At 62.0% G+C, this 13,818-nt stretch carries 11 protein-coding genes and 1 pseudogene; 2 read left to right on the forward strand and 10 right to left on the reverse strand.

Features of this window, described 5'->3' with window-relative positions:
• Positions 1–114 precede the first annotated feature (114 nt).
• Positions 115–912, forward strand: coding sequence for a type III pantothenate kinase (locus H3V04_RS04685; RefSeq protein ID WP_198187369.1), 798 nt, complete (start codon positions 115–117; stop codon positions 910–912).
• Here H3V04_RS04685 and H3V04_RS04690 read toward each other — a convergent pair.
• From H3V04_RS04690 to ftsX, 9 genes are all read right to left on the reverse strand, one after another.
• The gene (locus H3V04_RS04690) at positions 869–2,971 is read right to left on the reverse strand and encodes a beta-galactosidase (protein WP_198187370.1); all 2,103 of its coding nucleotides are present in this window, start codon (positions 2,969–2,971) and stop codon (positions 869–871) included. The two genes, H3V04_RS04685 and H3V04_RS04690, sit on opposite strands and share 44 nt — an antisense overlap.
• 110 nt (positions 2,972–3,081) lie before the next feature.
• Positions 3,082–3,834: a pseudouridine synthase gene (locus H3V04_RS04695; RefSeq protein WP_198187371.1), complete on the reverse strand. Its 753-nt coding sequence runs from the start codon at positions 3,832–3,834 to the stop codon at positions 3,082–3,084.
• Positions 3,835–3,843: 9 nt separating this feature from the next.
• Complete coding sequence (gene glmS / locus H3V04_RS04700) at positions 3,844–5,736, reverse strand: glutamine--fructose-6-phosphate transaminase (isomerizing) (protein ID WP_198187523.1); 1,893 nt, start codon at positions 5,734–5,736, stop codon at positions 3,844–3,846.
• An 87-nt stretch (positions 5,737–5,823) separates the two neighbouring features.
• Entirely contained in the window at positions 5,824–6,636 is an 813-nt protein-coding gene (locus H3V04_RS04705; RefSeq protein WP_198187372.1) for an amino acid ABC transporter ATP-binding protein, read from the reverse strand.
• Between the two features lie 16 nt (positions 6,637–6,652).
• The gene (locus H3V04_RS04710) at positions 6,653–7,627 is read right to left on the reverse strand and encodes an amino acid ABC transporter permease (RefSeq protein WP_198180262.1); all 975 of its coding nucleotides are present in this window, start codon (positions 7,625–7,627) and stop codon (positions 6,653–6,655) included.
• Between the two features lie 106 nt (positions 7,628–7,733).
• Positions 7,734–8,672 (reverse strand): ABC transporter substrate-binding protein, encoded by a 939-nt coding sequence (locus H3V04_RS04715; RefSeq protein ID WP_198177407.1) that lies wholly within the window; start codon positions 8,670–8,672, stop codon positions 7,734–7,736.
• Positions 8,673–8,949: 277 nt separating this feature from the next.
• Complete coding sequence (gene smpB / locus H3V04_RS04720) at positions 8,950–9,426, reverse strand: SsrA-binding protein SmpB (protein ID WP_198187373.1); 477 nt, start codon at positions 9,424–9,426, stop codon at positions 8,950–8,952.
• 92 nt (positions 9,427–9,518) lie between these two features.
• Positions 9,519–10,943: a CHAP domain-containing protein gene (locus H3V04_RS04725; protein WP_198180281.1), complete on the reverse strand. Its 1,425-nt coding sequence runs from the start codon at positions 10,941–10,943 to the stop codon at positions 9,519–9,521.
• An 85-nt stretch (positions 10,944–11,028) separates the two neighbouring features.
• Positions 11,029–11,952, reverse strand: a complete 924-nt coding sequence (ftsX, locus tag H3V04_RS04730) for a permease-like cell division protein FtsX (RefSeq protein WP_154312669.1) — start codon at positions 11,950–11,952, stop codon at positions 11,029–11,031.
• Between the two features lie 75 nt (positions 11,953–12,027).
• Here ftsX and H3V04_RS10535 point away from each other — a divergent pair, with 75 nt between their 5' ends.
• Positions 12,028–12,087, forward strand: a complete 60-nt coding sequence (locus H3V04_RS10535; RefSeq protein WP_367379055.1) for a hypothetical protein — start codon at positions 12,028–12,030, stop codon at positions 12,085–12,087.
• 613 nt (positions 12,088–12,700) lie between these two features.
• On the opposite strand, the pseudogene ftsE reads toward H3V04_RS10535, so the two are convergent.
• A pseudogene (gene ftsE / locus H3V04_RS04740) lies at positions 12,701–13,733 on the reverse strand (cell division ATP-binding protein FtsE); the annotation flags it as partial.
• Positions 13,734–13,818 lie beyond the last annotated feature (85 nt).

The raw sequence follows: 13,818 nt of genomic DNA on the forward strand, positions 1-13,818 counted from the left end.
TTCTGGTCGATCACCGCCCACCAGCATACTCCCTGAAGCCATCACCTGGGCTTATGCGCTTAGCATGGATTCGGAAAGCGCCACGCGCCCGGACGACGGCAGGGAGGAAAAGACATGCTGCTGGCCATCGACATCGGCAATACCAACATCGAGGTCGGATTCATGGAGGGCGACCGGGTCGCCGCCTCCTACAGACTGACCACAAGGATCGATCACACGGCCGATGAGTTCGGGCTTCTGTTGGGACAGCTCATGGCCCTGGCCGGCTACAGGACTGCGGATGTGCAGGATGCCATCATCTCCTCAGTGGCTCCTGCGGTCATGCACGCCTTGAGGTCCTGCTTGATCCGTTTCTTTTCCATCGACCCCATGGTGGTCGGCCCCGGCGTGAAGACAGGCATGAACATCCGATTGGACGACCCGCGCTCCCTGGGCGCCGACTGCCTGGCCGACTGCGTGGGCGCCTTCCACCGCTACGGAGGGCCGGTCCTGGTCATCGATTTCGGTACAGCCACCACCTTCAACTATGTGGATGCCAAGGGCGCCATACGCTCAGGCCTGATCGTGCCGGGCATCCGCTCAGGGGCCCAGGCCCTTGCCGGTCAGACCGCCCAGCTGCCCCAGGTGGAGATCACCCGTCCGCAGACCATCATGGCCACGGGCACCAGGACGGCCATGCAGGCCGGGCTCTACTACAACTTCCTCGGCGGCCTGGAGCGGATCATCCGCCAGTACCGCAGCGAGATAGGCCGGGACTTCCACGTAGTGGCCACGGGCGGCATGGGTCGTACCTTCTCAGAGGACACCGACCTGATCGAGGTCTACGACCCCGAGCTGATCTTCACCGGCATGTACAGGATTCACCAGCTCAATGCCGATGGCCGACCACACGCTGCACCAGCGCACCATTGACCTGCAGATCGGCCTGCTTGCCGTCCCCGGCGATGCTGGCCAGCGAACCCACCAGGACCTGGCCTTCCAGCTGAACCTGCACCGGATGCCTGGTCCGGTTGAACAGAAAGACGAAGCGCGTCCGATCATCCTTGCTGACCCGCTCCACTCTCAACAGATCGGGATTGCCCTGGGCCGACCTCATATCGGCCACATCCAGGGCCTCCAACAGGGCAGGAAGGACCTTGGCCAGATCCCGGGCATCCAGACGGCAGCCCAGGTAGGCCGCCTTGCCATGACCCCAATCATGGACGGTCATGGCCGGCATGCCATCCATCCCTGTCCAGGGATCGGCCCGGTAGCCTGCCAGGACCTTGGTGTCCTTGTCCAGATTGCCGATGACATCGGCCCAATCGTGTGCGGTGACCCCGTCGGTCAGGTCCAGATGGTCCTGCAGACCGGGCGTGCCGGGAGCCATGGGTGCGAACTCCTCGACCGACAGCCCCAGCAGGTCCCGAAGCGGCCCCGGATACCCACCGGTCCAGACGCGGTCCTGCTCGTCGGCGATACCGCTGCCCCAGGTGACAATCAGCCGCCCTCCACTATGGACATACTTGTGCAACCGTTTGGAGAGATCGGTGTCAATCAGGTAGAGGGCTGGCAGGACCACCAACGGGTACTCCTCCCAGGCGGCCCTGACCGGCAGGACATCAGGCCGGATGGCGTTGTCCAGAAAGGCCCGGTACCAGACCGGCGGCTCCTGGCCATGTTCGACCCGGTCGCTGGGCGAGGACGCGTGGGAGCTGGCCCACTGGCTTGCGTAGTCGAGGATCAAGGCCACCGGCGCCTTGGCCAGCGAAGTGCCAGCCAAACCAGCCTGCGAGAGCCCCTGCAGGTCCCCACCCAGCTGGCAGACATCGCGGAAGACAGCCGTGTCCTCGCCGGCATGGGGCAGCATGGCCGAGTGGAACTTTTCCGCGCCGGCCCGGGACTGCCTCCACTGGAAGTAGCAGATGGCATCAGCACCGAGTGCCAGGTGAGCCAGGGAGTCGCGCTCCAGTTGTCCAGGCTCCTTGCGGGGATTGACCGGCCGCCAGTTGACCGCCGATGTGGACTGCTCCATAAGCCACCAGGGACGTCGGCGGGCAATGGCGTCCACCAGGCTGGAGGAATAGGCCAGCTCCTCCAGATGATCCCTGCCTGGCGTCGCGTAGTGGTCATTGGCCACAAAGTCCACCTGGTTGCCCCAGTCGTCGTAGTCCAGGGTAAATCCGCCGGCGCTGACCATGAAGTTGGTGGTCAAGGGTATATCCGGGGTGATCTCAGCCAAAGTGTCACGCTCGGCCATGTAGAAATCCTTGAGGGCGTCGGAACTGAACCGCTCGAAGTCCAGCATGCGGCCCGGATTCTGGAAATTCCCCTGGCCGATGAAACGCGGGGGCAGAATCTGCGAGAAGTCGCTCAGCTTCTGTGACCAGAAATCCGTGCCCCAGGTGCGGTTGACGGCGTCGATGTCCTTGTAGCGGCGACGACACCAGCGTTGGAAGGCCCTCATGGCATCGTCGGAATAGTCGAAGCGATTGTGACAGCCATACTCATTGCCAACATGCCAGGCCACCAGATAGGGGTTGTCCCGGTAGTGCTCGGCCATGGCCCGGCAGAGCTTCAAGGCGTAGGAGCGGAAGATCGGCGAGGTGGGCCGCCAGTGCTGCCGGGCCCCGGGCCAGACCGTGTCGCCTCGCTCGTCCCTGAGCAGGATTTCGGGATGGGCCTGGGTCAGCCAGAGCGGCGGCGAAGCCGTGGCCGAGGCCAGGTTGACCCCGATGCCGGCACGACCAAGCTTGTCGATGATCCGGTCCAACCAATCGAAGTCGAAAACGCCCTCGCTGGGCTCAATACGCGACCAGGAGAAGACCGCCAGGGCCACCACATTGACCCCTGCCTTGGTCATCAGCCTGACATCCTCATCCCATGTATCCTCGGGCCACTGGTCGGGGTTGTAGTCGCATCCGTACCAGAGGGACTGCTGACCCTTGAGATGCTTGGGCCATCGATAGGCCCGCCTTGTCGGTTTGCTCATGGGTAGAACCTCCTGGTCCATCTCAACCCTCGGACGGGGATGCCTGCCGCGTCCACGTCGTCCCGCGGCTCCGGTATCCCCTGACCATTATGTCCCACCAGGCTGACTGTTCAGGCTTCTTCTTGAGAATCGAAGGGAACGGAGGAGGTGAAGATGCGTTTAACTCCGGTGAAGGGGTCGGTGAACTCCAGACGACGGGCCACCAATTGCAGTGGCCGGGAGAAGTCCTCGTAGGCCCGGGTCTGGATTCTGGGGTAAAGATCGTCGCCCACGATGGGCAGGCCCAGAGCGTTCATGTGCACACGAAGCTGATGGGTCTTGCCCGTCTGCGGATAGAGGGTGTAAATGGCCAGACATCCACGGCCTGCCGTCAGCTCGACCCTGGTGACGGCATTGACCGGTCCCCGCTCCTCCCAGGCCTGGAGAATCCCTCGGCGTTTGATCACCCTGGAGCGGCGCTCCAGCGGGAAGACCCGGGGCGGATCCAGGCGTCGCACAATGCCGGTCCGCGGGCGAACCATGGGTCGCACCGGCGCCAGGCACTGGTAGACCTTGCGCACGCGATGCTCCTGGAAAAGCATCTGGTAGGCCCGCCTGGCAGCCGGATCTCGCACCAGGACCAGCACGCCCGCAGTGGCCCTGTCGAGCCTGTGGGCGGGTATGATGTCGGGCTCCCCATACAGCTGGCGCATTCGAATCAGTACGGTGCCCGCGTACCACATCCCCCTGGGCATGGTAGCCAGAAAGTGGGGCTTGTCGACCACAATGATGCGACGGTCCTCGTAGATGACTCTGGGCTCGAAGGGAATCAAGGGCTCATCCAGAACGATCCGATGCCCCCGCTGCTCGGACCCGACGACCATGGACAGCCTCTATTCCACAGTGACCGACTTGGCCAGATTGCGGGGCTTGTCCACGTCCAGACCCTTGAGCCTGGCCATGTCCAGGGCGAACAACTGCAGGGGGACCACATCCACCAGAGGGCTGAGCAGGGTCGGGCAGGGCGGCCGCCAAAAGACCACGTCAGCATAGCGGTCGGCATCCGGATCGCCCTCCTCGGCTACGACGATGGTGAAAGCGCCGCGGGCCTTGACCTCCTCGATGGCCGAGATGACCTTGTCGTGCAGCACATTACGGCCCCGGGCGCTGGGGACGATGACCACCACGGGCTCACCCGGCTCCACCAGGGCGATGGGCCCGTGCTTGAGCTCGCCGGCGGCGAACCCCTCGGTGAAGATGTAGGCGATCTCCTTGAGTTTGAGCGCCCCCTCAAGTGCCACCGGATAGCCCACATGTCGCCCCAGGAAGAGGAAGGAGCGGGCCTTGGACATACGCTGAGCCGTCTGGCTGATGACCTCGGCCTGGCTGTCCAGCACCTTTTGGATCTTGGCAGGCATGGCCTTGAGGTTGTCGATGGTCTGGTGGATCTCGTCCCGGTACATGGTTCCCTTGACCTGGGCCAGGTAGAGCCCCAGCAGGTAGGCCGCCACAATCTGGGCCAGGAAGGCCTTGGTGGAGGCCACAGCCACCTCGGGGCCGGCGTGCGTGTAGAGCACGGCATCGGACTCCCTGGGGATGGTCGACCCCTGGGTGTTGCAGATGGCCAGAACCCGTGAACCCTGTTCGCGTGCATGCCGAAGCGCCATCAGCGTGTCCATGGTCTCCCCGGACTGGGAGATGGCCACGACCAGGGTGCGCGGGGTCAGAATGGGATCACGGTAGCGGAACTCGTGGGCCAGCTCGACCTCCACCGGGATGCGGACCCAATGCTCGATGGCGTACTTGGCCACCAACCCTGCGTAGGAGGCCGTTCCGCAGGCCACGACAATGATCTTGTCGATCTGGCGGAAGACCTCCTCATCGATGTGGACCTCATCCAGATCCAGGTCGCCCGACTCGTCGTACCGGCCCAGCAGGGTGTTGGAGACCGCCGCAGGGTCCTCGTGGATCTCCTTGTCCATGAAGGAGTCCCATCCGCCCTTTTCGGCAGCCGAAGCATCCCAGTCGATGGTGTAGCGTCGGGGATGCTCCACAGGATGCCCCTGGAAGTCGGTGACCAGGACCTGGTCCGCGCTGATGCAGACGGCCTGGTCCTGCCCCAGCTCCATGGCCTGGTGGGTATAGGCCACGAAGGCCGCTACATCGGAGCCCAGGTAGTTCTCCCCGTCCCCCAGGCCGACCACCAGCGGTGAATCGTGTCGGATGCCCACCACCAGATCGGGCTGCCTTGAGTCCACGGCCAGGATGGTGAAAGCTCCTTTGAGCATGCGGGCCAGCCGCCTGATGGCTTCGAAGATGTCGGGCTGGCCGGTGGCATCGATAATCTCCTGGGCGATCTTGCCCAAAAGCTTGGCGGCCACCTCGGTGTCCGTGGAGGATACGAAGGTGTACCCCTCGGCCTCCAGGTCCAACCGCAGCCTGGAGGCGTTCTCGATGATCCCGTTGTGGATCAGCGCGACCTTGCCGTCACGGCTGATGTGGGGATGGGCGTTGACGTCAGTGGGTTCGCCATTGGTGGCCCAACGTGTGTGGCCGATACCCACCGTGGCCTCGGGCATGGGCTTGGCCTTCAAATCTGCAATCAGGTTGCCCAGGCGCCCGGCCTTCTTGCGCACGGCCACCCGCGCCATCCCAGGGGCAGCCAGGGCCACTCCGGCCGAGTCATAACCCCGGTACTCCAAGCGTTCCAGACCCTTGAGGCAGACCTCCAGGGGCCTGCCGCAGGCCGTCCGTACCGATCCCGCATAACCGACGATTCCGCACATGGGCCCCAGTTTAGCCATGGGAATTCCGCCGCTGCCCGTCCGAAAGGCTTCTTGCCGGAATTTCTACAACCTGAACCCTGCCTGCTTCTAGAGCACGGTATGCAGGAATTCAGCGAACCTCTCGGTATGAGGATGGTCGATGATGTCAGGGCCTCCCTGTTCCACCACGACGCCCTGGTCCATGAAGACGATCTGCTCAGCCACCTCGCGGGCGAAGCCCATTTCGTGGGTGACCACCACCATGGTCATGCCCTGTTGAGCCACCTGCCGCATGACCCCCAGGACCTCCCCCACCAGCTCCGGGTCCAGGGCCGAAGTGGGCTCGTCGAAGAGCATGATGTCGGGGTGCATGGCCAGTGCTCGCGCGATGGCCACACGCTGCTGCTGGCCGCCGGAGAGCTGGGCGGGATAGTAATCCATCCTGTCCTCCAGCCCCACACGTTCCAGCTGGGCCTGTGCCTCCTTGCGGGCATCGGTCTTGGGAACCCGGCCCACATGGACCGGCGCCTCCATAACGTTCTCCAAGGCGGTCATGTGAGGAAAGAGGTTGAAGCGCTGGAAGACCATCCCGATCTTGGAGCGCTGCCTGGCAATGGCCTTGTCGTCCAGGGTCTGCAGCACAGGGCCCTTGCCGGTATCGATCTTCCGGTATCCGGTCAGCTCGCCGTCCACATAAATCTCGCCGGCTGTGCGGGTCTCCAGCTGGTTGATCAGCCGCAACAGCGTTGACTTGCCCGAACCGGAAGGTCCCAGGACTGCCGTTACCGTGCCGGGCATGACTTCCAGGTTGATTCCCCGCAGAACATGCTGATCGCCGAATACCTTGTGCACATTCCTGATGACGATGGCCGGATCCTTGCCGCCTTGACCGTCCTTCTTGGTCTGCCTGTCCTCGTCCATGATTCTCCTCCTGCGCTCAGGCATTCAGCCCGGCCATCATGACCTTGTTGACCTTGTCAGTCTCCTGACGGGTCTGCGGGTCCTCGCCATCCTTGCCGTCCTTGGTCCCCGACCCGGCCAGGGGCCGCGAGTCGAAGCCCTTGCCATAGTGCTTTTCCAGCTGGGCCTGGATGACCATGAGAACGGAAGTGATGACCAGGTACCAGATGCAGGCCACAATCAGCAGCGGGATGGTCTTGTAGATGCGGTTGGCGATGGCGTTGGTGGCGAACTGAAGTTCCAGGGTGAAGGGCACGGCAAGAGCCAGGGATGTGGTCTTGAGCATGCCGATGGTCTCATTGCCGGTGGGCGGCACGATGATGCGCATGGCCTGAGGCAGGACGATCCGCCGCATGATCATGGACGGCGGCATGCCCAGTGCCTTGGCTGCCTCCTCCTGGCCGGGGTCCACAGCCTCGATGCCGGCACGGACGATTTCGGAAAGATAGGCGGCCTCGTTGAGTCCCAGACCCAGCACCGTGGCCACGGTGGCGTTCAGCACGGTCTTGGTATCGATGCTCCAGAATTCGGGACCGAAGGGGATTCCGATGGCCAGCTTGGGAATCAGCACGGAAAGCAGGCCCCAGAAGACCAGCTGGGTATATACAGGAGTACCGCGGAAGAACCAGATGAAGAACCAGCTGACCCAGCGCAGGACCGGATTGGACGATTTGCGCATGACCGCCAGGATGATGGCCAGGATTGTGGCCAGGACCATGGCGTAGACGGTCAGCAGAAGGGTCCACTTGATGCCGTCCAGGACGTGCTCGTTGAACAGGTACTTCCAGACCGTGGGCCAATCGAAGTTGGGATTGGTCACCATACCGTGGATCAGCATGGCCACGAAGATGGCCACGATGACGGCAGCAACGATCGGCCCCGGCTTGCGCACCGGCCTGGCATGTATTCTGCCGGGGATCTGAATCTGGTCCGTCCCCTTCTTGGTATGCATCTCCTGCTTCCTTCCGCACTGCTGTACTTGTTGAGGCCTGATCTACTGCCTAACCACCTGCTGAGGCGCGGGTCGCCCGATATGACGACCCGCGCCTGGCCTTGCCTCAGTCAGAGACCGCAGGGTTGATCTCGGCTTTTTCGATCGCACCGCTCTGGACGCCCCAGTTCTTGAGGATCTTGGCGTAGACGCCGTCGTCAATCAACTTCTGAAGAGCCGCCTGGGTGGCTTCGGCCATGCCGCTGCCCTTCTTCAGAGCGGCACCTTGCAGGACGATGTCGGTATCCTTGCCCAGCTTCTCCAGCTGTCCATCGGTCTGCTTGATGGCATACCCGGTCACCTGTGAATCGGCGTAGAAGACGTCGATCTTGCCATTGACCACTGCCGTGGCGGCATCGGTCTGCTGCTTGTAGGACTGCACATCCACCGGCTTCTTGCCCTTGGCCTTGCACTCAGCCGAAATCTTGTCGGCTGCCTGCTGCTCTTCGATGGTCCCGGTCTGCACGCCGACCTTGACGCCGCAGATGTCGTCAGGATTGATCTTGGAGGGGTTCCCCTTCTTGACGGCAAAGGCCGTGCCCGCCTTGAATGTGGTGACGAAGTCGACCGACTGCATCCGCTCCTTGGTGATGGTGAAGCTGGAGATGCCCGCGTCATACTTGCTGCCGATGGCCGGGATGATGGTATCGAAGGAGGCGCTGACCATCTCCCCCTCGAGCCCCATGACCTTGGCAATGGCGTTCGACAGGTCCACGTCATAGCCGATGGGGGTCTTTCCATCCTCATTCATGAACTCGCCAGGCGCATATGAGGTCTCCATACCCACGGTCAGCTTGCCGTCCTTGGAAACCGACTCGGGCACCTTGGCCGCAATGGCCGGATCCTTCTTGATGCCACTGACGTCAAAAGCCGCTGGATGGGAGCTGGTGGTGGCCTTGCCCGACGCACTGCTGGTGTCCGCCTCGTCAGTGGTTCCGCAGGCTCCGATGGAGGCCAGCAGGGTGATACTCAGAGCCGCCGCCAGCACCGCCTTGATCTTGCCCATGTCTTCTCCTCTTCCGGACCGCCCCGAAGCGACCCCTCATTGCTCTTGAGTGACATGCACTATTATGCACACATTTGTATTTTTATGCATACAGATGAAGGATAACTAGATATTGCAGACCGCTTACCCTGGTGTTTTTGGCTCTATAGCAGGCCAAAGGCGCTATTCGACACTGTCGATCACCATCAGCCCCGGGCGTGTCGAGCCTGCATAGCGCAGGCAGACTTAAACGGGCGACTGTCGGTTTGTTGAGGAATTGGAAAATTGATCTGTGAACTCAGCCGCGCCTGTTGCGGTAGCTCATGGCCCTTTGGGCCTCGCGGCGATCCTGCTCCTCCCGAAGAGACTGGCGCTTGTCATACTCGCGCTTTCCTCGGGCCACAGCGATCTCGACCTTGACCTTGCCGTCCTTGAAATACAGACTCAAGGGAACGATGGTATAGCCCTTGGCCTGAATCTGCCGCTCCAAGCGAACAATCTGCCGGGCGTGGAGGAGCAGCTTGCGCTTGCGCTTGGGTGCGTGGTTGTTCCAGGTGCCATTGAGGTACTCGGGGATGTTGGCGTTCTCCAGCCAGACCTCGTGCCGCCGGTCAATGCTGACGAATGACTCGGCCAGGGAGGCACGCCCCTCTCGCAGAGACTTGACCTCGGTCCCGGTCAGCGCGATGCCGGCCTCGTACCGATCCTCAATCTGGTAGTCATGACGGGCCCTGCGGTTCTGAGCGATCATCGACGTGCCGGTTTCCTTAGCCATAATATCCTCCTCCTGATCGCGCCAAGGAGGCTACCTGGCACTCCGGACAGCGATAATATCGTTCCAAGTGGCGGACCTGGCCCGCATCGGCATCAGTAATGAATGTATTGGTAGTTGCCTGCCCCATAGACCGTTTCATAGGTGGGGAAGGCGGCGAAGCCGGTGCCCCCTTCGGAGATGAGCACCGATCCATCCGCATTGACCCGCTCGACCACAGCCACGTGGCCATAGGTCCAGTTGGCGTTCCAACTAGTGACCCGCTGGCCACGGGCGAAGACCATGACGGCACCGACATGGGGGGTGTTGTTGACAAAATAGCCCAGGCTACGAGCCTTACCGGCCCACTCAGCCCCATTGCCCAGATATGAGCCCACAGGCAGAGCCAGCTGCGAACGGCGTATATAGGCCCAAAGTGTGCACTGCCGTGCGGGGTAGGCGCTGCCACCCACTGTATTACCGGTGCTATGGCCATAGCAGAATCCGGAACCTGATGGGCAGCTGCCCGGCACTGCATAATTCATGCCGGAGGCGCCGCCACCGCCACCGTTGCCTCTACCGCTATTACCACCGCCGCCATTGTTACTGGGCGGGGCAGGCCGTGGATTCCGTGCCGGACGGGATCCGCCGCCATTGCTGATCTGCTGGGCTCCTCCGGCATGCGGGTCGGCGCTGCCGCCCGGATTGCCGGTGTTCAGCGAGTCGATCATGGATTCGGTGGCCACGATATCTGCGGCTTCACGTGCCGACTGTGTGGTCAGGGCAGCCTTTTGACTCTCCAGCTGCTTGCGGGCTGCGGTCCCCTGGTCACGCAGGGCCTGCAGGTGGTCCTGCTTGGCCTGGGCCGCCGCTACAGCCTGCTGGGCTACCGCCTGCTGTTGGTCAGCCTTGGCCTTCAGCGTGCTGATCTGCTCCTCGATGGCCTCCAGACGCTGCTTACGGTTCATGGAGGAGTTGAGGGTGTTGGCCGCATCATTGGCCGTATTGGCTTCGGACCTGGTCACAGCCGCATCGGACTGCATCTTGTCTACAAAGTCCTGGGTGCTTGAAGACTTGGTCACCACGTCCATGATCTGAGAAGTCTCGGACCCGTGGAAACTCTTTCTGGCCATCTGAGCCACGCCAGCCTTGGCATCGTCATAATCGAGGCCGGTCTGACGTATCTTGGCCTCCAGATCTGCGCGATCCTTGCGGGCCGCCTCCAGGCGATCGTTGGTGGCCTGGACCAGGCTGTCGGCCTGCTCGGCCTTCTGCTGGGCATCGATGGCACTCTGCTGCGCAGCCGGAATCTGATTGGAGGTCAGATCATCGAGACTCAGTATCTGGTTGGCAAGTTGGGCGCTGACACCAGCCAGCTTGCTCTTCAGGGCCGCGTGGTTCTGGACTTTCTGCTGGTAGCTGCTCCAGTCGGCACGCGCCGGTTCAGGCGCTACGGACAGTCCGAGGATTCCGCCGCCCAGCATCATGGCCAACGATCCGACGAGGCCGCAGATAGCCTCCCACCGTTTGGTACGATTCATGGTCAAGTCCCTCACTATCACTATCCATGCTAGTCATCATTATGACAGAGATTGCGTCCCAAATCGATTGGCCGGTCGCCACAAATCAGGTCCGCAAATACCGTCGCAGGGAGATGGAGGAGGCCAGTGCGGACAAGAGCATGGCCCCCAGAATCAAGGCTGGGGCTATGAGCAGGACCGTGGACTGGTCCACGTAGGGCATCCATTGGACCGTGCGAGCCAGCCAGTCGGTAATGAAGAGCTTGACGATGGCGCTCAGGGCTCCGACAGCCAGAAGCGAACCCAGCAGGGAGGCCACCACGCCCTCCAGGATGAAGGGCAGCCGGATGGTCCAGTTGGAGGCTCCCACCAGTCTCATGATCTCCGTCTCGTTCCGACGTGCAGCAGCGCTCATTCTTATGGTGGTACCGGTCAGCAGAATGGCTACAATCACCATGACCACGGCCAGGACCAAGGTAACCGCCGTGGCCCTGTTGAGGATTTTGAAGACGGGGTCGAATATCTGACGCTGGTCGGAGACCTCCTCCACCCCATCGCGTCCGGACAGCACCTCGGAAACCACCTGGTACTTGGTCGGGTCCTTGAGCTTGAGCCGCAGGGAGCCCTGCATGTCCGCCGCGGTCATGGTCCTTCCCTCGTAGGTACCGTCAGGGTACTGCTTGAGGAAGGTGTTCTTGAAGAAGTCCTCACGGCTCTGATAGGTGATCTTGGCCACGGAGTCGCTCAGCTCGGTATTGATGGTGTTCTCCAGCTTGACGATCTCGTCATTGGTGGGCGCCTTGCCGGTCGCGCACGAGGCCGCCTGGCTGGTGCCGTCCGGGCAGAGCCAGACCACCACCTCCACCTGGTCGTACCAGTCTCCCTTGGCCTTGCTGATTTGAGCCTGCATGAGGCCCGAGGCACCTATGAACAGAAAGGAGATGAAGGTGACCAGCATGACCGAGAGGATCATGGACCCGTTGCGGCGCAGGTTGTCCCAGGTGCTGGAAAGGATGAACCGCAGTCTCATCGTGCCGCCTTCTTCTTGTCATCATGCTCATCCCGAACCTGTGCTTCGTTCTCTCGACGGGACTTCCTGGCCGCCTTGGGGGCTTCAGGCGGAGCAGGAGGAGCCGGCGGGGCCCCCATGGGCTCAGCATCATGATGATTTTCGCTCATTGAGACCTTTTTATCGGCCCTGGCCTTGTTGGAGGACTGTTTTGAGGGTTTGGGGACGTCCTGCTTCTTCCGGCCTGCAGTCTGATCTGATTTGCCGGTCGGCTCTGCCGGGCTGGAGCCATCGGACTCCGAAGACTGATCGGGCCTCTTGAACCGTTGTCCACTATCAGAGGTCTTGGCAGAAGAACCTTTCATCGATCGTCGGTCATTGGCCTTGTCGTCCTTCTTGGGCGCTCTTTGACCTCGATCACGATTGCGTTCGTCATGCGCGAGACCCTTGCTGTCATCGCCGCGTTTCCCGTCCCGCTGCCTGCTCCCCGATTCTTCGGTCTGCCGATCCTGGGGCCTGCCTTCAGCGGTCGCCTTGGGCTGAACAGCATCCGAACCACGGGCAGGATTGGGGGATTTTCTGGAAGCTGTACGTTCTGTATGGGCATGTCCTGCCTTGTCGTGGTCCCTGTCCCTGGAACCGTCACTCGATTGACCTGACCGACCCTGGCTGCCCTGGGCCGCAGGCCTGCGGAACCGCTCATCCGAGTCAGACCCTGCAGCTGTGTCTTCGTGCTGGCTGGAATCTTCCTGCGCGGACTCAAGGCTGCCCAGACCCTTGCCCCAGGTCAGGGTGTCCTCCACCGAGGTAAAGACCTGTCCATAACGCCCGGTTCTGCCCGAATGCATGGACTTGGCCAGACGCGCGATCCCCTCGTCGCCATACTGACCCTGGTTGACGGCCTGTGCAACCGCTTGGACCACCTGCTTGGCCCCCTTGGTCCCATCCGCGATGGGCTCGGTGGCCGAGCTGTTCCCATCCTGCACAACGACCTGCACCGGACGGCGCCCTGCAACTCCAGCCTTACGCACACGATCCAGGGCATCGCCATCAGCGGGATCCCCGATGGCATGATGGGAGCGTGCAGCCACTTCTGCATCGGGGAAGAAGCGAGAAGAATCATAGGAGCCGTGGGCCTCATCACGCATGATCCGACCTGTATGCAGCTCCACCACACGCTTGCGCATGGAGTTGACGATCTCCTCGTTGTGGGTGGCCATGACCACGGTGGTACCGGTCCTGTTGATGGCGTCCAGGACCTCCATGATGCCCAAGGAAGTGGTGGGATCAAGATTGCCGGTAGGCTCATCCGCCAGCAGAATTTCCGGGTTGTTGACGTAGGCCCGGGCCAGAGCCACACGTTGGGCCTCGCCGCCGGAGAGCTCGTGGGGGTAGTTGTGCTCCTTGCCGGTCAGCCCCACGGTCTTGAGCACCTGAGGCACCAGGGTCTTGATGGTGGACCGACGGGCACCGATGACCTCCAGCGTGAAGGCCACGTTCTGCCATACGGTCTTGTTGTTGAGCAGCTTGTAATCCTGGAATACGAAACCGATGGAACGCCGATACCCTGGGATCTCGCGGTTGCGCAGACGTCGCAGGTCGTTGCCGGCCACGCGGATCTCCCCCTCGGTGGCCTCCTCCTCGCGCAGGAGCAGCCGCAGCAGAGTGGTCTTGCCCGACCCGCTGGCGCCCACCAGAAAGACGAAATCCCCGCGATTGACATCCAGGCTGATGTTGTCCAAGGCTGGACGGGACCCCTTGGGGTAAATCTTGGTCACGCCCTTGAGCGAAATCAACGCCATTTACACTCCGTTCCTCGGTATTCCCATACAGAGGCTATCAAGAAGACCGACACTACTCACCCATGAAACACCGACCGGACCTGAG

Source organism: Bifidobacterium sp. M0353 (assembly GCF_016100645.1).
In the GTDB taxonomy this organism is placed as follows: domain Bacteria; phylum Actinomycetota; class Actinomycetes; order Actinomycetales; family Bifidobacteriaceae; genus Bombiscardovia; species Bombiscardovia choladohabitans.